Source organism: Phyllobacterium sp. TAF24 (assembly GCF_052113785.1).
Classification (GTDB): Bacteria; Pseudomonadota; Alphaproteobacteria; order Rhizobiales; family Rhizobiaceae; genus Phyllobacterium.
On the sequence record NZ_JBFRDN010000009.1, the window covers coordinates 63012 to 85672 of the forward strand.

Consider the following 22661-nt stretch of genomic DNA (forward strand, 5'->3'; position numbering starts at 1 on the left):
GACGCGGTAAAGGAAAAAGGAACAGACAAATGAGCATCAATCTGCAAAAGCCGGACATTACCGAGCTTAAGCCCCGGATCACCGTCTTTGGTGTTGGTGGTGGCGGTGGCAACGCGGTCAATAACATGATCAATGCCGGTTTGCGCGGTGTTGAGTTTGTTGTGGCCAATACGGACGCCCAGGCACTGGCGCAGTCAAAGGCTGAACGTCTTATTCAGCTTGGGGCTGCGGTAACAGAAGGTCTTGGCGCTGGTTCGCAGCCGGAAGTTGGCCGCGCAGCCGCTGAAGAATGCATCGATGAAATCAATGATCACCTGCAGGGCACGCATATGTGCTTCGTAACGGCTGGTATGGGCGGCGGTACCGGTACTGGTGCAGCCCCTGTTGTTGCCCGCGCCGCACGCGAAAAAGGCATCCTGACCGTAGGTGTTGTCACCAAACCTTTCCATTTCGAAGGTCAGCGCCGCATGCGCACCGCCGATATGGGCATTGAGGACCTGCAGAAGAATGTCGATACACTGATCGTCATTCCAAACCAGAACCTCTTCCGCATCGCCAATGACAAGACGACCTTTGCCGATGCCTTCGCGATGGCCGATCAGGTTCTCTACTCCGGTGTTGCCTGCATCACCGATCTGATGGTCAAGGAAGGCCTGATCAATCTCGACTTCGCCGACGTTCGTTCGGTGATGCGCGAGATGGGCAAGGCGATGATGGGCACGGGCGAGGCGTCTGGTGATGGCCGCGCGATGGCCGCTGCTGAAGCTGCAATTGCCAACCCGCTTTTGGATGAAACCTCCATGCGCGGTGCCAAGGGCCTGCTGATCTCGATCACCGGCGGCCGTGACATGACGCTGTTTGAAGTTGACGAGGCTGCAACACGTATTCGCGAAGAAGTCGATCAGGATGCCAATATCATCCTCGGCGCAACCTTCGACGAAAGCCTCGAAGGCATCATCCGCGTTTCGGTCGTGGCAACAGGTATCGACAAGCAGGTGGGAGATGCGGCGCCTGCGCCGATCGAATTTCGCCAGCCGATGAAGCCGATTGCCAAGCCGGTCCAGCAGCCAGCTGCCCGGGTTGAAACCGTTGCACCACGTCCTGTTGTGCAGCAGCCAGCCGCCCGTATCGCAGATCCGGTCGCCGACGCAATGCGCGCCGCCGAAATGGAAATGCCACAGCGCGCACCGCAGCCTGCCGAACAGGAATTCCGCCCGCAGAGCCGTATTTTCCAGGCACCTGCTCCTGAGGTGTTCGATGCGCCTGTTGCCGCTGCACCGCAGCAGCCGGTTCATCAGCCAGCACCGCAGCCACAGGCTCCGGTTCAGGCCGCACCGGCACCGCAGCCAGCACCGGCACCACGCATGCCTAATGTTGCTGATTTCCCGCCGGTTGTTCAGGCAGAACTCAATGCACGCGATCATGGCCGTGATCAGGCATCCTATGACAGCCACGAAGACCGTGGCCCGATGGGTCTCCTGAAGCGCCTGACCGCTGGTCTGACCCGCCGTGAAGACGATACGGCACGGCTTGAGCCAGCGCAGTCACGCGAACCGGCCATGCGCCCGGCAGAGCCACGCCGCCCGCTGTCACAGGATGCATCGATCTATGCACCGCGCCGCGGACAGCTTGACGAGCAGGGCCGTGTTCAGCCGCAGTCCCGCCAGTCGTCGGAAGATGATCAGCTTGAAATCCCGGCATTCCTGCGCCGTCAGGCTAATTGATCCGATCACGGATTGTTCGGAGCCGAAAAACCCGCCATTGTATCAATGGCGGGTTTTTCTTTTTATTGTGCTGGGGGCATTGWAGTGACGGAGGAATCTTCGGTTGATAAAGGTCCCAAGGGCTTTGGCGGCTGGCTCAATGTCGCTGTGATTGTTATTTGTCTGGCCATCGTTTTGACCTGCATAAATATCTGCTACGACGCGTTTGAATTAACGGCAGAAGAATGGAAGCCAGTTCGTACAGCCTATCCTGGTGTTGCCATATCCGCAGCAATATCCCTGTTTTTGGGAGTCACTAGCGTTTCCCTTGGTGTCTTTACTTTGAATCTGATCCTTTCTGAAAATTTCAGAGCTCCAGATTGGGCGATCAATTTTATTGTCTTAACGAGCCTTGCCAGTACGTTTGACAATGTGTCGCTGTATTATTTTTCCAAGGTGTTCAGTGATTTTTCACTGACAGCAAGAGTGCCTGACGATATGTCCCGTGCCTATGTTGGCTGTGTGCTCTGGATCATCTACTTCGCGCGTTCCGAGCGGGTCAAAAATACCTTTACGAAAGGAACCAAGACATAAAGCGGCTGCGTTCATGGCAGGCAGTGCGTGAGCTTGATTTTGCGTTTCGCTTTGCCATATGTAGCTTAAAGCGCAGAAAATTCAGTATGACGGCGCTTCGGAATCACGGGCAGCCGAGCACGATAGCCATATGGCGCTATTGATGTTGCCACACAGGCATGGGGTTTTTGTTGCAAAGTTTTCAGACAACAATAGCGAAGAGCGTCTCGCTTTCCGGGATTGGTGTGCACAGTGGCACGCCCGTGAACTTGATCTTTCTGCCGTCGGACCCCAATACCGGCATTGTCTTTCACCGGCTCGATTCGGCGGGCGCCGGCCATGAGATCAAAGCCTTGATCTCGGAAGTCGGCACAACGGATCTGAGCACCACCCTTACCAATCGGGATGGCGTCAGTGTCAGCACCGTCGAGCATGTCATGGCCGCCATATCGGGGGCAGGGATCGACAATCTGACTATCAGGATTGACGGACCGGAAGTGCCCATCGTTGATGGAACATCAGCGGCTTTCCTTGCAGCCTTTGATCAGGCCGGGCTTGTGGCTCAAATGGCCAAGCGCCGGTATATCCGCGTGCTCAAGCCATCGCGCATTGAGGCTGGAGCGTCGTGGGCAGAGTTTCGCCCCTATGATGGTACGCGCTACGAGGTGGAGATCGATTTCGAGACCCCTGTCATCGGCAGGCAGGCCTTCACCGGCGATATGAGCGAAGCGGTTTTCCGCGAAGAAATTTCCCGCGCCCGCACTTTCGGGTTCATGCGTGATGTGGAAAAGCTCTGGGCAGCAGGGCTGGCGCTGGCATCATCGCTCGATAATTCGCTCGTTATTGGTGACGACCACAATATCATTAATCCCGGCGGCCTGCGCTTCAAGGATGAATTCGTGCGTCACAAGACGCTGGATGCGGTGGGTGATCTTGCGCTGGCCGGTAGCCCGTTTATCGGCTGCTTCCGGTCCTATCGTGGCGGGCACCGATTGAACGCCATGGCATTGCGCGCGCTATTGTCTGATCCATCGGGGTTTGAGATTGTCGAGATGCCTGATCAAGCCGGTCAAGCTGCATCATTGGGCGCGGTCAATGCAGCGGTGTTTGCGCCCAGGTGATTTAGACATGCTGAATATTCTAAAGCACCATCTCTCCATATTCTAAAGCACCCATCTCTCCATATTTTAAAGCACCCATCTCTCCGTCATCCAAAAACGCTCAACCCTCCGTCATCCTCGGGCTTGACCCGAGGACCCAATCTCGCATCGCGTGAGATGGTACAATTCCACTTTGAAGTCGGGATTTAGCCAATGCATTTCACAAATGCGGATATTGCTGTTCCGCTAGGGGGGCCTCGGGTCAAGCCCGAGGATGACGGAGAGAGGTAGAGGTGACGGTGCTGTCGGGAGTGCGTGGTTCGACAGGCTCACCACGAGGCCCTTCGACAAGCTCAGGGTGAGGGGGGCTTTATTCTGCAACGTTGACGATGATCGTTGCATCCACACTCTCCCTCATGGTGAGCTTGTCGAACCACGAACCACGAACCACGAACCACACACAATCGTCATGCAACTAAGCAGCCTCCGCCCGGACAGGCATGAAATCCTGCAATGCTTGCAAAATGATCGAGGCCAATCGCGCGGTAACAGCTGCGGGTTCTGAGTCGGCACGCAGCAGGTCCAGTCCAATTTTTGGCAAAACGGGCAGCCCGTTTTCTTCGGGTGAAATCAGCTGGACAGATTTGGGCAAGCCAATCGGTGTGCGGATGGTCAGGCCCAGCCCCGCCGCCGTTGCTGCCCATAAGCCGCCAAGGCTCGGGCTGATAAACGCCAGCCGCCAGGCAATGCCGGCACGGTCAAGCGCGTTGATGGCTGCCGTGCGCAAAAGGCAGGGCGCTTCCAGCGCGGCCAGCGGCAGGGGGTCGCCATCGGATTTTTGCCAGAGCATATTGGGATTGACCGAACCCACCCAGCACATGGGCACATCCATGATGCGTTGACCGTAGGGGTGTGGTGCGCCGATATTCCACGCCAATGCGAGATCAAGACGGCCCGAGGTGACGCGATCAACCAGCTCGGCATTGCGCGCAACGCGCGCTTCGATGCGCACTTTCGGGTGTGCCCGGGCAAATTGCCCTAGAATATTGGGGAGCAGGGTTTCGCCGAAATCCTCCTGCAGGCCGAGCCGTACCCAGCCTTCCAGTTCAATGCCATGGATGGCGCTTGCCGCCTCGTCATTCAGGTCAAGCAACCGTCTGGCATAGGCAAGCATGGTCTCGCCCGCATCGGTGAGCGCCAGCCCGCGCCCGGATTTCTGGAAGATGGGTGTACCCGCCTGCTGCTCCAGCTTTTTCAGTTGCGCGCTGACAGCCGAGGTGGAACGGCCGAGCCTGTCCGCCGCCTTGGCAAAATTGCCAAGATCAACGCCCGTGGCAAAGGTTCGCAGAACATCGAGATCAAATGTGGTTTGACGCATCGCCATTAATCCACTTTTTCAGGATCATTGATCCAGTTATTTCTGATTATCAGGATGATTGTGGCGTGCTAAAACCATTTCGTCAAGTTCCATAGCGCCCGCCACCAGAAACCGGAGCGCCAGATCAAAGAGGATAGGTCCATGCCATTCGCCCGTATTTCCCTGCGTGAGGGTAAGTCTGATGACTATCTGAAGGCCGTGTCTGACAGCCTGTATCAGGCCATGATCGAGACCTTCAATGTCCCTGTTAACGATCTATTCCAGGTTATCCATCAGCACCGCCCGAACGAGTTCATTTTTGACCGCAACTATCTTGGTGGTCCACGTTCCGATGATTTCATCATTTTCGCCATTGCGATCGGCAAGCCGCGCGATACGGCAACGAAAAAGGCATTTTACGAGCGGCTGGTTGAGCGGCTTGCGGCTGCCCCCGGTGTGCGGTCCGAAGACGTCATGATCATCATCAGCACCTCCAGCCGGGATGAATGGTCCTTCGCCAATGGCGGTATGCAGATGTTCGAGGTTGCCTGATCAAGCTTCTTTCAAAACAGGTGATAGTCCCATGAATGACCATGTACTAACCAAACCAAAGACCTGCCCCGGCCAAATGACGGTGCGCCGGGCAGGAACAGCAATCGCACGTTCTCCTGATGGCATTTCCTCCGCGCCGTTCTGGGCGGAAATGCTGCTTGAAAGCGAACAGGAGGGCGAGAACACCGTCATGCGTGCAACGGTTGATCCTGATGTCATCACGCATTGGCATACCCATCCACGCGGGCAATTTCTCTACGTGCTGTCGGGTGTTGGTCTCGCCCAGCGCGATGGTGGCCCGGTTGAGGAACTGCGGGCAGGGGATTGCGTCTGGTTTGCCCCGAATGAACGCCATTGGCATGGCGCCAGCGATAGGAGCGCATTCTCCTATGTCAGCATCCAGGCTGTGCATGAGGGCAAGTCCGTGCACTGGCTTGAACCTGTCGACCGGAAAGGCATCGAACCATGATCGCCATGCAGTATAGTTTTACCCTGCCTGCCGATTACGACATGGGGATCATTGACCGCCGTATTGCGGAGAAGGGGCATTTGCTCGACAATTTCCCGCATCTTCGCTTCAAGGCCTATCTGTCGGCACGTCGTACCGATGAAACCCGTAGCCGTGACAATCTCTATGCACCATTTTATCTCTGGGACGACGTGCAGGGCCTGAACAATTTTCTCGGCGGGGATGGGTTTGTTGCTGTTTCACACTCGTTTGGACGGCCACAGGTGAAATCCTGGTTCGTCTGGCGGGCGCGTATAGCACCAGATGTTGCACAGGCGGTATTTGCAACGCGGGAGATTTTGCCTGTTGATGTCAATATATCCGTCGGCGACCGTCGGCGTCTGGAGAGCGAAAAGGCCATTGAAGACATCGAACAATCGGGCGTTGTCGCCTCTGTCACCGGCTTTGAGCCCACCACATGGACAGTTGTGCGATTCCGTCTGTGGAGCGCTGAAGGGCCGGGTCCGGTCAATGACGCCACCCAGATTTACAAGGTCGGCCATCTTTCGCTGCCAAAATAAAGGAATATTGCCTTTTCACAGCTCATTTCTGTCTCTGCCACAAATTTGGACGATTAGATGGCAATAAGATTGCTGATTCTGTCGGCTTGTGGTTTAAGAACGCCCAACTGACGGTTAGTTTGACTGTATCTAGAGCATGATGCGCAAACGTGATATCGAATTTGCGCAGAATGCTCTAATTTCTTGAATGGGGCCTAAGACAGAATGGCGAGTTGCAGAATGTCGATGAGTGCAGGGTTTGGCAGCAAGGCCCGTTTGGCCCTTCTTCTGGCGTCCGTTGCTGGTATTACCGCTATTTCAGGTTGTGCTTCGAAAGATGATGACCTCGATCTGTCTGCTTATGTCGACACAATCGAGCCCGCCGATGTGCTTTACAATCAGGCCCTTGCCAATCTGAACGCCGGCCGTCTTGACGAGGCTGCCAAGAAGTTCGATGCGGTTGACCGCCAGCACCCCTATTCTGAATTTGCCCGGAAGGCGCTCGTCATGGGCGCTTTCGCGAATTATCGCTCCGGCAAATATGATGATGCGCTCGCCATGACAAAGCGTTACATCGCGCTTTATCCGACGCAGCCGGAAGCTGCCTATGCCTATTACATCACCGGCCTTTGCTACTACCGGCAGATCCCCGATGTGACGCGCGAACAGAGCATGACACGCCGCTCCATCGCTGCATTCAATGAAGTCATCGAACGCTTCCCGCAGTCGGAATATATTGATGACTCCAGGGAAAAGATGCGCTTTGGCCGCGACCAGCTCGCCGGTAAGGAAATGCAGGTCGGGCGTTACTATCTGGAGCGCAAGGACTATCTTGCTTCGATCAAGCGCTTCCGCGGCGTTGTTGAACAATATTCCAATACCCGCCACATCGAAGAAGCGCTGGCACGTCTGACAGAAGCCTATTATGCGCTTGGTCTGACCAGTGAAGCCCAGACAGCCGCTGCGGTGCTTGGACAGAATTATCCTGACAGCCAGTGGTACAAGGACAGCTACAAGCTGCTGCAATCAGGTGGTCTAGAGCCTCGCCAGAATGCCGGTTCATGGTTGTCACAGGCTGCCCAATCGATTGTTGGCGGCAAAAAAGATGGCGCATAACAGACTTTAACCTGAGCTACTCATGCTTTCGCACCTGTCGATCCGCGATATTGTTCTGATTGAACGGCTCGACATTGAGTTTCGCGATGGCTTGTCGGTACTCACGGGTGAGACCGGCGCCGGTAAATCCATTCTGCTTGATGCCTTGTCGCTTGCCCTTGGGGCACGCGGCGATGCCTCGCTTGTGCGTCATGGCGCAGAGCAGGGGCAGGTGACTGCCGTGTTCGACGTGGCAGGCGCTCATCCCGCGCGGGCGCTTCTGCGCGACAATGATATCAGCGATGACGGCGACATTATTCTGCGCCGGGTGCAGACATCGGATGGACGCAGCCGGGTTTTCATCAATGATCAGGCCGCGAGCGTCACGCTGCTGCGGGAACTCGGTCGCCGTCTGGTGGAAATTCATGGCCAGCATGATGATCGTGCGTTGATCGATATTGATATTCACCGCACCTTGCTTGATGCCTTTGGCGCGCTGGAAACCAAGGCATCGACAGTGCGCGCCCTGCACAAGACGTGGCGTGATGCCGAAAACACACTGGTCCGGCATCGCGCCAAGGTGGAAGCGGCAACGCGCGAGGCGGATTACCTGCGCGCTTCGGTCGATGAATTGTCCAAGCTTGATCCGGAACCGCTGGAAGAAGAGGCGCTGGCAACCAGACGCACCGAGATGATGCGATCTGAAAAGATCGCCGGTGATGTAAACGATGCCAATGAAGTGCTGTCTGGCTCCGGTTCTCCGGTGCCATCGCTGGCCAGCCTTGTGCGGYGGCTGGAGCGCAAGGTGCCTGAAGCACCGCAATTGCTGGAACCGGTGGTCAAGGCAATCGATGAAGCACTCAACGCTCTGGCAGAAGCGCAGAACGGGATCGAACAGGCCATTCGCGCCATTGATTTCGATCCGCGTATTCTGGAACAAACGGAAGAGCGGCTGTTTGCCCTGCGCGGTGCGGCGCGTAAATATTCGGTTCCGGTCGATGACCTCGCCAGCCTGCGTGACAAGATGGATGCGGATCTCGCCGATATTGATGCGGGCGCCGAACGGCTTGCCGCACTGGAAAAAGAGGCTGTCGCCGCGCGTCTTGCCTATGATGAAGCCGCTTTGAGCCTGTCCGGGGAAAGGCACGAAACTGCCGACCACCTCAAGGCTGCTGTCATGGCGGAACTACCCGCTTTGAAGCTGGAGCGGGCGGAATTCATTGTTGAAATGTCCGCTAATCCCGAGAACCGCCTGCCCGAGGGCATTGATACGGTTGAATATTGGGTGCGCACCAATCCCGGCACCCGTGCCGGACCCATGATGAAGGTTGCCTCAGGCGGCGAACTCTCGCGCTTTCTGCTGGCGCTGAAAGTGGCTTTGGCTGACCGTGGTTCCGCGCCGACACTGGTCTTTGATGAAATCGATACGGGCGTTGGCGGCGCGGTGGCCGATGCCATTGGCCAGCGTCTGCGCCGTTTGTCCGACCGGGTGCAGGTGCTTTCCGTCACCCATGCGCCGCAGGTTGCCGCGCGCGCCCAGACACATTTTCTCATCGCCAAATCCGCCGCGGGCAATGACCGGGTGGCAACATCGATCCATGCGATGGAAACCGGTGATCGTCAGGAAGAAATCGCCCGCATGCTGGCCGGTGCCAGCGTGACGGATGAAGCGCGCGCTGCAGCTGTGCGGTTGCTGCGGGAAAACAGCGCTGCTTGAGTTGTGTGTGGGTTGTGGTTCGTGGTTCGACAAGCTCACCATGAGGCCCTTTGACAGGCTCAGGATGAGGGGAGCTTCATTCTGCACTCTTTGCGATTAGCGTTGCATCCACCCATCTCCCTCATGGTGAGCTTGTCGAACCACGAACCGGCGGCGTTCACCCCCTCTGTCCTGTCGGACATCTCCCCCACAAGGGGGGAGATCAGCCTTCAATAGCATCTTGCACAATCTGAAACATTTCCGGTTGTGCAAAGGCGTTTATGCCAATGTGATCTCCCCCCTTGTGGGGGAGATGTCCGACAGGACAGAGGGGGGTGAAATCACATCGCCCTGCGGTCCTTATCGTTCAACTGTCAGCATATGGTCACAACCCGCATACTCAACTGATATTGGCGATGCTTTTCCGCCCTTCTTCAGTTAATCTCCGCCGAATCCGTATTTTCAGCGTCGGACAGGTCATGGCAGATATTTCCGTAGAAGAATTGAGCGAAGCAGAAGCGGCAGAGGAGCTTGGCCGTCTGGCGGCAGAAATTGCCCAGCATGATTACCGCTATAATACGGAAGACGCCCCGACGATTTCGGATGGTGCGTATGATGCCCTGCGGCGCAGAAACCTTGCCATCGAGCAACGTTTTCCGCACCTGAAGCGTGAGGATTCGCCCTCCAACAAGGTGGGTGCGACCGTTTCGGAGAAATTCGGCAAGGTCACCCATTCCATCCCGATGCTGTCGCTGGACAATGCCTTTTCCGATCAGGACGTGCAGGATTTTGTTGATCGCATCAGGCGGTTCCTGAAATTGGGTGCCAGCGCGCCGGTAGCAATCACCGCAGAGCCAAAGATTGACGGGCTGTCGCTGTCGCTGCGCTATGAGCTGGGCCGGCTGGTCACGGCGGCAACCCGCGGCGATGGCACGACGGGCGAAAACGTCACGCTCAATGCCCGCACCGTAGCCAGCATTCCGAACGTGCTTGGCGGTAATCCGCCTGAAGTGCTTGAGGTGCGCGGCGAGGTCTATATGAGCCATGCGGATTTCGCGGCGATGAACGAGCGCCAGATACAGGATGGCAAGCCGGTTTTTGCCAATCCGCGCAATGCGGCGGCGGGTTCCCTGCGCCAGCTTGATGCGACGATTACCGCCTCGCGGCCCCTACAGTTTTTCGCCTATGCCTGGGGCGAGGTCAGCGAGATGCCTGCCTCAACCCAGATGGGCATGGTCGAGGCGTTCAAGTCCTACGGGTTCCGCGTTAATCCGCTGATGCAGAAGTTCGACACAGTGGAAGGGCTGGTGACACATTATCACCAGATTGAGGAACAGCGCGCGACGCTGGGCTACGATATTGACGGCGTTGTCTACAAGGTCGACGATCTGGCTTTGCAGCAACGGCTAGGCTTTGTCTCTCGCAGTCCGCGCTGGGCTATCGCGCATAAGTTCCCGGCGGAACGGGCCATCACCATTTTGCGCGGCATCGACATTCAGGTTGGCCGCACCGGCGCGTTGACGCCCGTGGCGCGGCTGGAGCCGGTGACGGTGGGCGGCGTTGTCGTCACCAACGTGACCCTGCACAATGAGGATTATATCAAAGGGATCGGCCAGAATGGCCAGCCGATCCGCGAGGGCCGTGACCTCAGGGTTGGCGATACGGTTGTCGTGCAGCGGGCGGGTGATGTCATCCCGCAGATTGTTGATATTGTCGCGGACAAGCCGCGCGGTCCGTCGCCCTATGTGTTCCCCGATACATGCCCGGCGTGTGGTTCGCATGCGGTGCGTGAGGAGGGGGAAGCCGTCAGGCGCTGCACAGGCGGTCTTATCTGCCCGGCACAGGCGGTGGAACGTATCCGGCATTTTGTATCGCGCAATGCTTTCGACATTGAAGGTCTTGGCGAAAAGCAGGTCGAGTTCTTCTTCAAATCCGATGATCCGGCGCTGCATATCGGCACCCCTGCCGACATCTTCACCTTGAGGAAAAGGCAGGAAGCGTCGCTGACCAAGCTTGAGAATATTGACGGCTTCGGTGCTGTGTCCGTCAAGAAACTCTATGATGCGATTGATGATCGACGGCAGGTAACGCTCAGCCGGTTTGTGTACGCGCTTGGCATTCGCCATGTGGGCGAGGTCAATGCCAAGCGTCTGGCCAAGGCCTATCGCTCCTATGAGGCGCTTGCGGCGGTTGCGCAGGCGGCAACCCTGCCCGTGGATAAATCCGACAAGGGCAATGATGCATGGCGCGAACTCAACGATGTTGAAGGCATTGGCAGTATCGTCGCCGAAGCACTGGTGGATTTCTATGCGGAAGAGCATAACCGCACGGCGCTTTCTGCTTTGCTGGCGGAGGTGACACCGCTTGACGAGGAAGTGCGCACTGTCGGCAACTCACCGGTTGCGGGCAAGACGATTGTCTTCACCGGTTCGCTGGAACGTATGTCGCGCGACGAGGCAAAAGCCATGGCCGAACGCTATGGCGCCAAGACAGCCGGTTCCGTGTCGAAAAAGACTGATCTTGTCGTGGCGGGACCGGGCGCCGGTTCGAAGCTGACACAGGCGCAGTCACTGGGCATTGAAGTCATTGACGAAGATAGCTGGTTCACACTGGTGGGCGCATGAGCGAGACGGTTTTCAAAGGCTTTGGCGACAAGGCGCTGCCTTTTCTCAAAGCACTGGATTTTCACCAGAACCGGGAATGGTTTCTGGAGAACAAGGACCTGTTCGAAGCGCATCTGCTGGAACCGCTGGGCGATCTGATCGATGATCTGATCGTCAGGTTTGAAAAAGCCGGGTTGCCGTTCAAAGGCGACCGCAGGAAATCGCAGTTCCGCATCAAGCGCGATACGCGCTTTGCCAAGGACAAAAGCCCTTACAACCGGCATCTCTCGGCATTGCTTTCGCCGGATGGGAGCAAATGGGCCGAATCAGGCTGTTTCTACGTCTGCATTGGCCTTGAGGATTACAAAGGCTGCTATGCTGCGGTGGCGTGGTGGCAGCAAAAGCCGGAACTTCTGCTTGCCATGCGCAAGGCCATTGTTGAAAAGCCGGAGAATTACCGCGCCATGGTTGCCGCGCTGAAGAAGGGTGGCCTGACCCTCAGCGATTATGACCGGTTGAAGCGCACGCCGCGCGGCTTTGAAACGGTCGTGGATGCCGATCTCATCGAAGCCTTGCGCAACCGGCATTTTGCCGTGCGTTACCCGATCGATCCTGATGGCATTACATCACCTGCACTTGCCGATGAACTGCTGGCGTTTGCGACGAAGGCCAAGCCGCTCATCGATTGGGGCAGGAAGATCGAAGGTACACTCGTTTCCTGATGATTTTTATAAAGGATAACAGATCCCGGTTTGATCCAAAACACCAAGGACTTGGGTGAATAAGGCCAAATTGTGTTGTCGTGGCAACACCCGTTCAGGCAATAAATTATCGGCGGATTATTCAGCTTATTAATGTTGACTTTTATGGTCATGTTTTTGTACTGAACAAATGTACAGCGTGAATACACGCAGATAAATTCAGCTCAGCAAGCCATAAACACGGCGCGGTTATTGCGCTCAACGTTAAGCCAGCCAAGCACTCTCTCTCGGGGATTTGTTGGATATGGCTATGACACGGAATCTGCTTGCGCGCCTGATGTGCGGTAGCGCCGGTACTTTGTTGATTGTGGGGTTAGGTACGGGCGCAGCACTCGCGCAAACAGCGCCGCAAACGGGCGAGACGATCGAGCTTGCGCCGATTGTTCTGAAAAGAAATCAGAGTGGTACAGAAGCAACGCCGCTGACGACGACCACGGATCGGGAAACGATCCAGAAACGCATGGTCGATAATTTCCAGGATCTGGGCCGCCGCGTCGATGCGGGCGTGAATTTCAACTCCGCCTCGAAAAGCATCAACCTGCGCGGTCTCGATCAGGATCGTGTCCTGACAACAATTGACGGCATTCGTGTCCCGTGGTTGTCGGACCCGCGCGGAACGCAGGGTGGCCTTGACGGTTTCGACTTCGATGGACTTTCCAAGGTCGATATCACCAAAGGTGCGGATTCAAGCCGTTATGGTTCCGGTGCGTTGGGCGGCGTCATTCAGTTGCGCACGCTTGATCCATCGGATGTCATTGGCGAAGGGCGCAACTGGGGTGTTGTGACCAAGGGCACCTATGACAGCGGTGACAAGAGTTGGCGTACAAATGCGGCTGTTGCGGCGCGTGCCGGCAATACGGAATTTCTTGTGCAGGGCGGTTACCGACAGGGGCATGAGAAGGATATTCCCGGCGATATTGGTGGCTACGGTGCATTGAGAACCGAACAGAACCCGCTCGATTACGATCAGGGCAATGTGCTGGTCAAACTCTATCAGAACCTTGAGGGAGGACACCGTTTTGGTCTGACCGGCGAGATTTTTAAAAAGGATTCCGACAGCGATAACTTCGTCGGCACAACCTCCGCCTATGTGCGCGACAGTTTCAAGTCCGGTGAAAACTATGATCGCAAGCGCATTTCCGGCAGCTACGACTATATCGCGCCTGAAAAGGGAGGATGGATCGACGAGGCGCATGCCACAGTCTACTGGACGCAGCAGACCCTCAACAACACGACGGATGCCGTCCGTTTGCCGGATGCAAGAGCGCGTATCATTCGCGGCGATCCATTCCGCTACGGCTTTCCATCAGGTGTCTACAAACGTGACAGCGAGCTGAACCTCGATGCCTATGGCTTCACCGGTTATATCGTCAAGGAAGCGGAGATCGGTGACATCAAACACAAGTTCCGTGTCGGCACGGAAATCTATCGGCAGAAGCTGCATCAATTTGCAGCCGGTGTCGACAATTGCCCAAATGTTGACTGGAGCAAGCTGCCACAACCTTTCGGTCCGCAGACTTGCCGGATGCTGCATGCCAACAGCTCCGATATGCCCGACGTGCAATCAACGGGCTTCGGTATCTATGCCGAAGACGACATTGACCTGTTGAATGGTCGTCTCACCTTGACGCCGGGCGGTCGTTTCGATTGGTACGAGCACAACCCGCAGGCGACAGCGGCTTACGAACATGGTCCCAATTTCAACGGAGCCTTGCCCGCGTCCAACAGCGACTCGCGCTTCACGCCGAAATTGCGTGCGACATACCATGCAACAAACGAGCTTGATTTCTATGTGCAGTGGGCTCAGGGCTTCCGCGCCCCTTCCGCTATGGAACTGTTCCAGAACTACGGCGCGCCCGGTTCTTACGCCCGTGTCGGCAATCCGGACCTGAAGTCCGAAACCAGCAATGGTTTCGAGATTGGCACCAAATATGAGAGCGATAAATATGCGCTGTCGGCCAGTGTCTTCAACAATTACTATCGCAACTTCATCGACACGATAACAATTGCGCCTCCCGGCGGGGACTACCCCGTCGGCGGTATCACCGGTTACGCCAACCTCAGCCGTGTTCATATTTACGGTGCCGAACTCAACGGCCGCATCAACTTTGCCGATCATTGGGTCACTTGGGCATCCGTTGCCTTTTCGCAGGGCAAGAACACGGAAACGGACGAGTATCTGAACTCGATCCCGCCAATTCGCGCGATTGTCGGCCTTGGCTATAACGCCGACAGCTGGGGTGCCGACGTCTCCCTGACCATGGCCGCTGCCCGCGACAAGGTTAGTACGGGTGGTTTCGTTGCTCCGGGCTACGGCATCGTCGACACGACAGCCTATTGGGAACCGAAATTTGCCAAGGGCATGAAGATTCAGGCCGGTGTCTTCAATGTGTTCGACAAGAAATACTGGAATGCCACTGATGTTCCGAACAGTATCAACCTCGCCACCAGCGATCGTTATTCCGAAGTTGGTCGCAGTTTCCGCGTTTCCCTGACCCAGAAATTTTAGCCAAATTTCTGCTGGTCTACTGCCACCGGGTGCCGACCTCGCCCGGTGGCTTTTTCTTGTCGTCTATTCAAGCCATTGGGTGATGAACACCTCATTGGCGTGGATATCGATGGTCTCCAGAAGATCGGGACCGAGATTTTTGAACTTGTGCGGCGTATTTGCCGGGGCGATGACGACCTGTCCTGCATGGGCATCGATCACCTGATCGCCCACGGTGAAGCGGGCATTGCCGCTGCGGATGATGAAAGTTTCCGCATAGGGGTGGGTATGCAGGTTGGGTCCGCCGCCGATCTTGTGCGTGCTGTAGAAAATCACCGAAACATTGGTGCCATAGGGCTTTCCTGTAAATTCACCCTTCCACAATTCAGGGTGTTCAGCCCAATCCTCACGGTTGATGATATGTACCATGCGTCTCCTCCCGGTACGACCTTGAAGGGAACCTACGCTTGGCACTGTGCTCCTGACAAGCACCTGACATTGCAGCAACATTGATGATAGCGATCAAGAATTCTCACGTGACAGGCTGCCAAACCTGCCGTAGACCACCCGCATGAGCGAACAAATATATCAAGATGACACCGCCACTGCGCGGCAATCAGGCTTTGGCCTGGAATTCTGGCAAGGTTTTCGGCGCGGCATTCCTGTAATGATTGCCTCGGCACCCTTTGGCCTGTTATTTGGTGCCCTTGCCATCGACAATGGTTTTACCGTGTTTGAAGCGGTGCTGATGAGCGCGGCGATTTTTGGCGGTGCAAGCCAGATGGTTGGCATCGAGCTTTTCGGCCACAATATTCCGGCGTGGCTGATCGTCTTTTCCATTTTTGCGGTCAATTTCCGCCATGTGCTTTATTCGGCAGCCGTGGGTCGCCGCATCGGCCATTTCACCATTGTTCAAAGTTTTCTGAGTTACTTCCTGCTTACCGATCCGCAATATGCGGAGACAGAAAAGCGGGCGGAATCAGGTGTTCGTGTCACCTTTGCATGGTATCTCGGTGTTGCCACCCCGATCTATGTGATGTGGGTGGTTGAAGCCTGGATTGGCGGACTTTTCGGCAATCTGATCAAGGATCCGCATGCGCTCGGCATCGATATGCTGCTGCCCATCTATTTCCTTGGACTGGTCATGGGTTTCCGCAAGCGCTCCAACTGGGCGCCTATCGTGATTGCCAGCGGTATCGCGTCGATTGTTGCGGCCAAGACCATCGGTTCGCCCTGGCATGTCAGCATTGGCGCGCTCGCCGGTATCCTGACCGCTGTCATCGTGGCCAAACCCGGTAAAACCGAAGGGGAGAATTGAGATGTCGACGATCTTCTGGATCATCCTCGCCGGTGCCGTGCTGACGTTCCTCACCCGTATCGGCGGTCATCTGGTGTTGTCGCGCTTTGACCATGTGCATCCGCGGGTGGAAGTGGCGCTCAATGCCGTGCCTGCAGCGGTTTTGACAACACTGGTGGCGCCCGCTATCGCGACGGCGGATTGGCGCGGAATTGTCGCGTTGGTTTTTGCCGGGCTGGTATCTCTGCGTTTCAACGCACTGACAATGTTTCTCGCCGGCGCAGCAATGATTATCCTGCTGCGCCAGCTTCCGATCTGATTGTTTATTGCTGTCCGAACGGCTCGGTCGCCTTGATCAGCCAATCCTTGTCGCCAGCGCTGGTGTGTGGCAGCAATGCTTCGCGCACCTGCGCATGGTAGGCATCGAGCCACACCAGCTCTTCCCGGATCAGCAGGCTTGTGTCGATCAGGCGCTTGTCGATGGGGCAGAGCGTGATCGTCTCAAAACCCATCATCGGCAGGTCGCCGCCCTCGGGCACTTCGAGTTCCGTGACGATGAGCAGGTTTTCCGTGCGGATGCCGTAGCCGCCGGGTTTGTAGTAGCCCGGTTCGTTGGACAGGATCATGCCCGGCAGCAGTTCATGCACACCGCGCTTGGAAATGCTCTGTGGACCTTCATGAACCGACAGGAATGACCCGACGCCGTGGCCGGTGCCGTGGCCGTAGTCGTAGCCCTGTTTCCACAACGCAATACGGGCAAGCACATCAATGTCCATGCCGCGCGTGCCCTTGGGGAAACGCGCCGTGGTGATGGCGATCACGCCTTTGAGCACCAATGTGAACTTGCGCTTCATATCCTCCGTTGGCTTGCCGACGGGCAGGGTGCGGGTGATATCCGTCGTGCCGTCCCGGTATTGGCCGCCGCTGTCGATGAGATAAAGTTCGCCCTCCTGCAGCTTGCGGTTGGACTGGGTGTTGACGCGGTAGTGGGCGAAAGCACCATTGGGACCTGCACCGGAGATGCTGTCGAAAGAGAGGTTTTCCAGCGGCATCTGGAAACCTTCGGCCACGCTGCGGCGGGTTTCCTCAAGCTTCTTGGCGGCGTCGATCTCATCGATCGTGCCGGGAGCCTGCGCGTCAATCCATGCGAGGAAAGACACCATGGCAATACCGTCGCGCTCATGGGATTTGCGTGCGCCTGCAAGTTCGGTCGGGTTTTTCAGGGCGCGGGGCAGGCGGGCCGGGTCGGTTCCTTCGACAATCTTGCCACCGGCATGTTCGACCACCAGCCGCAGCTTTTCGGCTGCCAATGCCGGATCAAGCATCAGGGTTTTCCCCTGTGCGCCGATGGATGCCACATCACCTTCAAGAGCTGATGGCGGGCGCAGTGTTGCGAGCTGGGTGAGATAGGCTTCCGTCTCGATCGGCAATTTGCGCTTGTCGATGAAGAGCAGAGGTTCGCCTGAGACGGGAATAATGGCAAAGGCGAGCGGCAACGGCGTATTGCTGACGTCATTGCCACGAATATTGAAGGCCCATGCAATGGATGAAGGGTCGGTCAGCACGGTTGCATCGGCCCTGGCTTTTTCCACCGCTTCGGCCAGTTCCTTCAGCTTGTCGCTGGCAAGCTTCCCGGCATATTTTTCCGGCTGGATCGAGACTGCTTCCAGCGGCGGCGCGGGTTGATCCTCCCAGATGAGATCAACCAGATTGTCCTTCACGGCAACGAGTGTGCCGCCATTGGCCTCAAGCGCTTCGCGCAGTGCCTTGGTTTCGGCGATGGTGTGCAGCCATGGATCAAAGCCGATGGTGAGCTTGCGGCCGCTGTTGCGAAGCCAGACCGGGGGCGGGGTTTCGACAAGGCTTTCCACGGTAAAGACGGCAGGATCGGTCTGCTCGGCGGCCTGCAGCGTGTAGCGGCCATCGACAAACAGATGCGCCTTGCTCTTCAGAACGAGGACAACACCGGCGGAACCGGTAAAGCCGGTCAGCCAGGCCAGACGTTGCGCGCGCGGCGGGACATATTCTCCCTGATGCTCATCGGCGCGGGGAACGAGAAAACCGTCAAGGCCAAGGGTTTCGAGTTCGGCGCGCAGCTTGGCGACGCGCGGAGCGCCGGTGGCCGGATTGCTGACGACCTCAAACGACTGGAACATAGTGATGCAAACCTCTGTTGGTGGGTGATGGAACCTATCTTTCCACCATCTCCGAGGCAATGGAGAACGCCACTTTTACAGAGGTGATTCATGTGTGCATTGCACAATTATGACTTCGCACATGCACAAAAGCATGGCTGTCATGCAGCAACGCGGATGGCTGGAACAGGGGAGAGTCAGCTATAGCAGTGCAACGGGAGGATCGGCTGCCAATCATGGAGATTCAAGATGGCACAGAAGGTCCGCGGGTTTTTCAAGACAGCGCTCGAAAATCTGATCGCTTACCGCACGTCGCAGATAGAGCGGTATGTTGTCCGCACTGTTGATGGCAAGCGCGAAAGAACCAAGCACATTGTCTACTTCGTATAAATAAAGGGCAGCCCGAAGCTGCCCTTTTTATTTGCTGCAAGTGTAATTGGCATCAATAGGTGGATTTTGCCTTGAGGTGCAGAGTGACCCAGCCTTCGCGCCGCAGGGTTTTCTGATGAAAAAGGCCCTGCACGCGATAGGCGGCCAGCACCTTGTCGCGCTGGGTTTCCAGAATTCCCGACAGAATGAGCGATCCACCCCAGGCCAGATGCTTGCGCATCTCAGGTGCCAGCTGCATCAGCGGGCGCGCCAGAATATTGGCAACGATCAGATCGAATGGCGCGGCAAAGCGCAGGGCAGGATGATGAAAACCTGTTGCTGTTTCCGTCTGCACGCGCGCTGCAACACCGTTCTTCACCACATTATCCTGCGCCACCGCCACGGCAACCGGATCGATATCGGTTGCCAGAACCGGAATGGGCGCAAGTTTGGCAATGCCGATGGCCAGCACCGCGCTGCCGGTGCCCAGATCCAGCGCATTGCGCGGATGCTCGCGGCGGATCACTTCGCCGATCATGTCGAGACAGCCGGAGGTGGTGCCGTGATGCCCGGTACCGAAAGCAAGCCCCGCATCGATTTCGATACCCAGATCATTGACGCGGCGTTTATCGCGATCATGTGAGCCATGCACGAAAAAGCGGCCAGCACGCACGGGGGAAAGCCCTTCCAGCGAATGGGCCACCCAGTCAATGTCGGGCACCTGTTCACGTTTGACCTCAAGATCAAAGGCATTGGCGCTGAGAATATCGCGGATGCGCGGCTCGATCTCATCAGGCTCGAACGTATAGACCGAGACATCGAAGATTTCCGCATCCTCGTCCACCTCGAATGTGGAGATCGGCAGGCCGTCCTCTTCAAAGGCAAGCTGCAACAGATCAAACACCCGGTCGGCTTCAATCTTGCCAGCGGTGAGGAACAGGCGGGTCTGGGTCATCAGGTCGTGTACTTTCGGACTTGGGGTGGTGTTTGTGTGGTTGGTTGTATCAGAATTGTGTGGTTCGTGGTTCGACAAGCTCACCATGAGGGGCTTGGGTGGATGCAACGCTAATCACCAACGTTGCAGATCAGTAAGGTCGCAGAACTTGACTCCCTTGCATCCCCACTCTCCCTCATGGTGAGCTTGTCGAACCACGAACCACGAACCATATTGATGCAATGAACGATGAACAATGTTCATGCAACGCACCATCAGTCACAACATCAACTCTTTGCCAGACGTTTCAATTTTGCGACAGCCGTATCAGGATTTTCGCCATAGGCAATGGTGCCGAAGAAACCGCCCTTGCTATCCAGAAGAAACACGGAGGCGGTGTGGTCCATGGTGTAGTCATTGCCTTCGGTCGGCACCTTGCGCGCATAAACGGCATAGCCTTTCAGCATCGCTGCCATTTTGACCGGATCGCCTGTGATGCCGACAATGCGGTCGGATACATTGCCCACATAGGATTTCATGACATCAGCCGTGTCGCGATCCGGATCAACAGTGACGAAATAGGCGTTGATGTTCTGGCCATCAGGACCAAGCTGCTTCAACCATGCATCGAGTTCAAACAGGGTGGTCGGGCAAATCTCCGGGCAATGGGTGAAGCCGAAGAAAACCGCCGATGGTTTTTGCCGGAAAGCCGCCTCGGTGATTGGCTGGCCATTCATATTCACAAGCTGAAAAGGCACGCCAAACGGCCCTGAATTGGCCGACCCTGATTGCTGGCGATAGGACTGGAAAGTGGTCCATCCGGCAACCGCGGCAAGGGCGATGATTGCGATGACAAGCACCGGCATAAAGCGTCTGTTCATAGGGGAATTTCCTTTAAGGGCCGTCCGGACGCTTTTACATGCACCACGAAAGACCAGCCTGAATCAGCGACAGGAAGATCGTATCACCATGGTTGAACCATGCGGCAAAGGTAATGCCCGTTGCGGTGGCGGCAATAAGCGCCAGCGTTGCATAGAGCGCCATTTGCGATGGGCTGATGGAATATGATGATTTCATTGCTTGATTATAGGATTTCACCCGCATTTATGCAAAAGGATTGGCGCACACTTATTTGAGAAAACATGATGGCTGACCCTGACGACCTGCGTTTCCAGAATCCCGAGCCGCGCATTCACCCGACGGCACAGCTGAAGGGCGTCAAGCTTGGCCGGTTTGCCGAGGTGAATGAACGGGTGATTTTACGCGATGTCACCATGGGGGATTTTTCCTATATTGAACGCCATAGCGAAGGCATTTACGCCGATATTGGCCGCTTCTGTTCCATAGCCTCCAATGTGCGTATCAATGCGCTCGAACATCCGATGGAGCGGCTGACCACCCACAAGGTCAGCTATCGGCCAAACGAGTTTTTCCGCTATCGTGGCCTCGATTTCGAATTTCGGGCACGCCGGCAGGCAAAGCGCGTCAGCATCGGCCATGATGTGTGGATTGGCCATGGCGCGGTGATCATGCCCGGCATCAGCATCGGCCATGGTGCTGTTGTCGGCGCCAATGCTGTCGTGACCAAGAATGTTGCGCCCTATATGATTGTTGCCGGTAATGCAGCACGGGTGATCCGCCCGCGATTTCCCGCTGAGATTGCCGAACGCCTGATCGCGCTCTCATGGTGGGATTGGCCCACCGAGACGATTTTTGACGCCATTCCTGATATCCAGTCGCTCAGCATCGAAGATTTTCTCGCAAAGTGGGAACGATAGAAGCGCCGGGCCGTTCTGCTTGAAATTCCAAGAGCCAGTGTCCAACTGTGTCTGGGTTCAACGTTGTCTGGCACTTCTAATAATTTCAGGAGAATTTCGATGAAGCGTATGCTTGCTGCTCTGGCCCTTCTGGGCGCTACCATCCTGCCTGTACAGGCGGAGGAGGTCGGCAAGGTCGGCGTTGACTGGCTGGGCAATGACATTGTCATTGACGCGGTTGTCGATCCGAAAATACAGGGCGTGACCTGCCATCTCGCTTCATTCTCGCGCGGCATGATTGACCGGCTGCAGAAGGGCAACTGGTTCGAGGACCCATCCAACGCATCGATCTCCTGCCAGCAGACAGGGCCGATTGTGATCGGCGATATCAAGCTTGGCGAAGGCGGCGAGCGGGTTTTTTCCGAACGCACCAGCCTGATCTGGAAGAAGCTGAACATCACCCGTATCTATGACAAGCAGAACAATTCGCTTGTTTATCTCGCCCATGCCAGCCAGGTACAGGACGGCTCGGCCAAAACCTCGATCTCGACCATTCCACTGTTTGCCGGGAATGTGACTTGGGCGAAGGGCAAGCCCGAGTAAGAGGGGGTGTGCGTGCGTCGTGGTTCGACATAACAACCATGAGGGAGATGGATGCAACGCGAATCGCAAAGGTTGCAGAACTTGACTCCCCCGCAACCCACCCCATTGCCCCCCACCGTCAACCTCGGGCTTGACCCGAGGACCCATGTTGATAACTGCTGAGTATCGGTTTCGTTTATTCTCCTTAGCCGTGGGTCCTCGGGTCAAGCCCGAGGATGACAGTGGGGTAGGTTGCGGGTGGGGTAGATTGCGGTAGGGTGGGTTGCTGGGGAGTGAAGTTCTGCAATGGTGAAGATTAGTTTTGCAACCAGCCCCCCTCATCCTGAGCTTGTCGAAGGGCGCAACAACGGTTTTGCAAATTTCCCTCGTTACCACGCCCGCTTTTGCGTCTGGCTATTGAAAGGTGGGAAAGACGGGCGATCCAAAGAGGAACGCGGAAGTCTTGGTATTAGTAGTGTAGTCATGCGTTCCCCGGAGATTTTCCTGTTTGAACCAAGAAAATAACCGGATCACCCGTCCCGATGACTGTTTTACCCTTGTGAGATAAAACCTTTCCCCTGCGGCTGGGTTCTCCCCGCAGATGAAATCACCGATCCTTTCCTGACTTCAGAAGGTTTCCGGAGCATTCCC

Annotated in this window: 22 protein-coding genes; 16 read left to right on the top strand and 6 right to left on the bottom strand. The window is 56.4% G+C overall.

The window, feature by feature from the left end; all coding sequences use genetic code 11:
• Positions 1-29 precede the first annotated feature (29 nt).
• The 3 genes from ftsZ to lpxC all read left to right on the top strand — a co-directional run bounded on the left by ftsZ (position 30) and on the right by lpxC (position 3397).
• Entirely contained in the window at positions 30-1724 is a 1695-nt protein-coding gene (ftsZ, locus tag AB4Y96_RS10110; protein ID WP_441917085.1) for a cell division protein FtsZ, read from the top strand.
• An 84-nt stretch (positions 1725-1808) separates the two neighbouring features.
• Entirely contained in the window at positions 1809-2297 is a 489-nt protein-coding gene (locus AB4Y96_RS10115; protein WP_441917087.1) for a DUF2569 family protein, read from the top strand.
• Positions 2298-2455: 158 nt separating this feature from the next.
• Positions 2456-3397 carry a UDP-3-O-acyl-N-acetylglucosamine deacetylase gene (gene lpxC, locus AB4Y96_RS10120; protein ID WP_441917088.1) on the top strand — a complete coding sequence of 314 codons (942 nt, stop codon included), beginning with the start codon at positions 2456-2458 and terminating at the stop codon, positions 3395-3397.
• 454 nt (positions 3398-3851) lie between these two features.
• Here lpxC and AB4Y96_RS10125 read toward each other — a convergent pair whose 3' ends face one another.
• Positions 3852-4754, bottom strand: coding sequence for a LysR substrate-binding domain-containing protein (locus AB4Y96_RS10125; protein WP_441917090.1), 903 nt, complete (start codon positions 4752-4754; stop codon positions 3852-3854).
• Positions 4755-4895: 141 nt separating this feature from the next.
• Here AB4Y96_RS10125 and AB4Y96_RS10130 point away from each other — a divergent pair, with 141 nt between their 5' ends.
• The 8 genes from AB4Y96_RS10130 to AB4Y96_RS10165 all read left to right on the top strand — a co-directional run bounded on the left by AB4Y96_RS10130 (position 4896) and on the right by AB4Y96_RS10165 (position 14957).
• On the top strand, positions 4896-5285 hold the full coding sequence (locus AB4Y96_RS10130; RefSeq protein WP_441917092.1) for a tautomerase family protein: 390 nt from the start codon (positions 4896-4898) through the stop codon (positions 5283-5285).
• A gap of 31 nt (positions 5286-5316) precedes the next feature.
• Complete coding sequence (locus tag AB4Y96_RS10135; RefSeq protein WP_441917094.1) at positions 5317-5754, top strand: cupin domain-containing protein; 438 nt, start codon at positions 5317-5319, stop codon at positions 5752-5754.
• Positions 5751-6314, top strand: coding sequence for a DUF4865 family protein (locus AB4Y96_RS10140; protein ID WP_441917096.1), 564 nt, complete (start codon positions 5751-5753; stop codon positions 6312-6314). The genes AB4Y96_RS10135 and AB4Y96_RS10140 overlap by 4 nt, the downstream gene beginning before the upstream one ends.
• Positions 6315-6539: 225 nt before the next feature.
• Positions 6540-7409 carry an outer membrane protein assembly factor BamD gene (locus AB4Y96_RS10145; protein WP_091877830.1) on the top strand — a complete coding sequence of 290 codons (870 nt, stop codon included), beginning with the start codon at positions 6540-6542 and terminating at the stop codon, positions 7407-7409.
• A gap of 22 nt (positions 7410-7431) precedes the next feature.
• Entirely contained in the window at positions 7432-9105 is a 1674-nt protein-coding gene (recN, locus tag AB4Y96_RS10150; RefSeq protein ID WP_441917098.1) for a DNA repair protein RecN, read from the top strand.
• Positions 9106-9563: 458 nt separating this feature from the next.
• Positions 9564-11708, top strand: a complete 2145-nt coding sequence (gene ligA, locus AB4Y96_RS10155; RefSeq protein ID WP_441917100.1) for an NAD-dependent DNA ligase LigA — start codon at positions 9564-9566, stop codon at positions 11706-11708.
• A complete protein-coding gene (locus AB4Y96_RS10160) occupies positions 11705-12409 on the top strand; it encodes a DUF2461 domain-containing protein (RefSeq protein ID WP_441917102.1) in 705 nt (234 codons plus the stop codon). Before ligA ends, AB4Y96_RS10160 begins: the two co-directional genes overlap by 4 nt.
• Positions 12410-12698: 289 nt before the next feature.
• Entirely contained in the window at positions 12699-14957 is a 2259-nt protein-coding gene (locus AB4Y96_RS10165) for a TonB-dependent hemoglobin/transferrin/lactoferrin family receptor (protein ID WP_441917104.1), read from the top strand.
• Between the two features lie 63 nt (positions 14958-15020).
• On the opposite strand, the gene AB4Y96_RS10170 is transcribed toward AB4Y96_RS10165, so the two are convergent.
• The gene (locus tag AB4Y96_RS10170) at positions 15021-15365 is read right to left on the bottom strand and encodes a cupin domain-containing protein (RefSeq protein ID WP_441917105.1); all 345 of its coding nucleotides are present in this window, start codon (positions 15363-15365) and stop codon (positions 15021-15023) included.
• Between the two features lie 142 nt (positions 15366-15507).
• Between AB4Y96_RS10170 and AB4Y96_RS10175 the strand changes: the two genes are divergently transcribed.
• Together AB4Y96_RS10175 and AB4Y96_RS10180 are read left to right on the top strand one after the other, a co-directional pair.
• A complete protein-coding gene (locus AB4Y96_RS10175) occupies positions 15508-16254 on the top strand; it encodes an AzlC family ABC transporter permease (protein WP_441917107.1) in 747 nt (248 codons plus the stop codon).
• 1 nt (position 16255) lies between these two features.
• Positions 16256-16552 (top strand): AzlD family protein, encoded by a 297-nt coding sequence (locus tag AB4Y96_RS10180; RefSeq protein WP_091877822.1) that lies wholly within the window; start codon positions 16256-16258, stop codon positions 16550-16552.
• A gap of 4 nt (positions 16553-16556) precedes the next feature.
• Here the strand turns inward: AB4Y96_RS10180 and AB4Y96_RS10185 are convergent, their stop codons facing one another.
• On the bottom strand, positions 16557-18389 hold the full coding sequence (locus AB4Y96_RS10185) for an aminopeptidase P family protein (protein WP_441917109.1): 1833 nt from the start codon (positions 18387-18389) through the stop codon (positions 16557-16559).
• 228 nt (positions 18390-18617) lie between these two features.
• Between AB4Y96_RS10185 and AB4Y96_RS10190 the strand changes: the two genes are divergently transcribed.
• Positions 18618-18758, top strand: a complete 141-nt coding sequence (locus tag AB4Y96_RS10190; RefSeq protein WP_162700438.1) for a hypothetical protein — start codon at positions 18618-18620, stop codon at positions 18756-18758.
• A 52-nt stretch (positions 18759-18810) separates the two neighbouring features.
• On the opposite strand, the gene AB4Y96_RS10195 is transcribed toward AB4Y96_RS10190, so the two are convergent.
• The 3 genes from AB4Y96_RS10195 to AB4Y96_RS10205 all read right to left on the bottom strand — a co-directional run bounded on the left by AB4Y96_RS10195 (position 18811) and on the right by AB4Y96_RS10205 (position 20748).
• Positions 18811-19692: a 50S ribosomal protein L11 methyltransferase gene (locus AB4Y96_RS10195; protein WP_441917114.1), complete on the bottom strand. Its 882-nt coding sequence runs from the start codon at positions 19690-19692 to the stop codon at positions 18811-18813.
• A 266-nt stretch (positions 19693-19958) separates the two neighbouring features.
• Positions 19959-20552, bottom strand: coding sequence for an SCO family protein (locus AB4Y96_RS10200; RefSeq protein ID WP_091877819.1), 594 nt, complete (start codon positions 20550-20552; stop codon positions 19959-19961).
• 34 nt (positions 20553-20586) lie between these two features.
• Positions 20587-20748 carry a hypothetical protein gene (locus AB4Y96_RS10205; RefSeq protein ID WP_175540508.1) on the bottom strand — a complete coding sequence of 54 codons (162 nt, stop codon included), beginning with the start codon at positions 20746-20748 and terminating at the stop codon, positions 20587-20589.
• A gap of 68 nt (positions 20749-20816) precedes the next feature.
• Between AB4Y96_RS10205 and AB4Y96_RS10210 the strand changes: the two genes are divergently transcribed.
• The gene (locus AB4Y96_RS10210) at positions 20817-21449 is read left to right on the top strand and encodes a DapH/DapD/GlmU-related protein (protein ID WP_091878479.1); all 633 of its coding nucleotides are present in this window, start codon (positions 20817-20819) and stop codon (positions 21447-21449) included.
• Positions 21450-21548: 99 nt separating this feature from the next.
• A complete protein-coding gene (locus tag AB4Y96_RS10215; RefSeq protein ID WP_091877818.1) occupies positions 21549-22031 on the top strand; it encodes a CreA family protein in 483 nt (160 codons plus the stop codon).
• Positions 22032-22661 lie beyond the last annotated feature (630 nt).

Excerpts from the sequence above, each read along its gene's own strand:
- AB4Y96_RS10130 (WP_441917092.1), top strand. The coding sequence starts at position 4,896 with ATGCCATTCGCCCGTATTTCCCTGCGTGAGGGTAAGTCTGATGACTAT.
- AB4Y96_RS10175 (WP_441917107.1), top strand. The coding sequence starts at position 15,508 with ATGAGCGAACAAATATATCAAGATGACACCGCCACTGCGCGGCAATCA.
- AB4Y96_RS10215 (WP_091877818.1), top strand. The coding sequence starts at position 21,549 with ATGAAGCGTATGCTTGCTGCTCTGGCCCTTCTGGGCGCTACCATCCTG.
- AB4Y96_RS10140 (WP_441917096.1), top strand. The coding sequence starts at position 5,751 with ATGATCGCCATGCAGTATAGTTTTACCCTGCCTGCCGATTACGACATG.
- AB4Y96_RS10205 (WP_175540508.1), bottom strand. The coding sequence starts at position 20,748 with ATGAAATCATCATATTCCATCAGCCCATCGCAAATGGCGCTCTATGCA.
- AB4Y96_RS10165 (WP_441917104.1), top strand. The coding sequence starts at position 12,699 with ATGACACGGAATCTGCTTGCGCGCCTGATGTGCGGTAGCGCCGGTACT.
- AB4Y96_RS10190 (WP_162700438.1), top strand. The coding sequence starts at position 18,618 with ATGGCACAGAAGGTCCGCGGGTTTTTCAAGACAGCGCTCGAAAATCTG.
- ftsZ (WP_441917085.1), top strand. The coding sequence starts at position 30 with ATGAGCATCAATCTGCAAAAGCCGGACATTACCGAGCTTAAGCCCCGG.
- AB4Y96_RS10185 (WP_441917109.1), bottom strand. The coding sequence starts at position 18,389 with ATGTTCCAGTCGTTTGAGGTCGTCAGCAATCCGGCCACCGGCGCTCCG.
- AB4Y96_RS10125 (WP_441917090.1), bottom strand. The coding sequence starts at position 4,754 with ATGCGTCAAACCACATTTGATCTCGATGTTCTGCGAACCTTTGCCACG.
- AB4Y96_RS10200 (WP_091877819.1), bottom strand. The coding sequence starts at position 20,552 with ATGAACAGACGCTTTATGCCGGTGCTTGTCATCGCAATCATCGCCCTT.
- AB4Y96_RS10135 (WP_441917094.1), top strand. The coding sequence starts at position 5,317 with ATGAATGACCATGTACTAACCAAACCAAAGACCTGCCCCGGCCAAATG.
- AB4Y96_RS10160 (WP_441917102.1), top strand. The coding sequence starts at position 11,705 with ATGAGCGAGACGGTTTTCAAAGGCTTTGGCGACAAGGCGCTGCCTTTT.
- lpxC (WP_441917088.1), top strand. The coding sequence starts at position 2,456 with ATGGGGTTTTTGTTGCAAAGTTTTCAGACAACAATAGCGAAGAGCGTC.
- AB4Y96_RS10195 (WP_441917114.1), bottom strand. The coding sequence starts at position 19,692 with ATGACCCAGACCCGCCTGTTCCTCACCGCTGGCAAGATTGAAGCCGAC.
- AB4Y96_RS10145 (WP_091877830.1), top strand. The coding sequence starts at position 6,540 with ATGAGTGCAGGGTTTGGCAGCAAGGCCCGTTTGGCCCTTCTTCTGGCG.
- AB4Y96_RS10210 (WP_091878479.1), top strand. The coding sequence starts at position 20,817 with ATGGCTGACCCTGACGACCTGCGTTTCCAGAATCCCGAGCCGCGCATT.
- AB4Y96_RS10170 (WP_441917105.1), bottom strand. The coding sequence starts at position 15,365 with ATGGTACATATCATCAACCGTGAGGATTGGGCTGAACACCCTGAATTG.
- AB4Y96_RS10180 (WP_091877822.1), top strand. The coding sequence starts at position 16,256 with ATGTCGACGATCTTCTGGATCATCCTCGCCGGTGCCGTGCTGACGTTC.
- ligA (WP_441917100.1), top strand. The coding sequence starts at position 9,564 with ATGGCAGATATTTCCGTAGAAGAATTGAGCGAAGCAGAAGCGGCAGAG.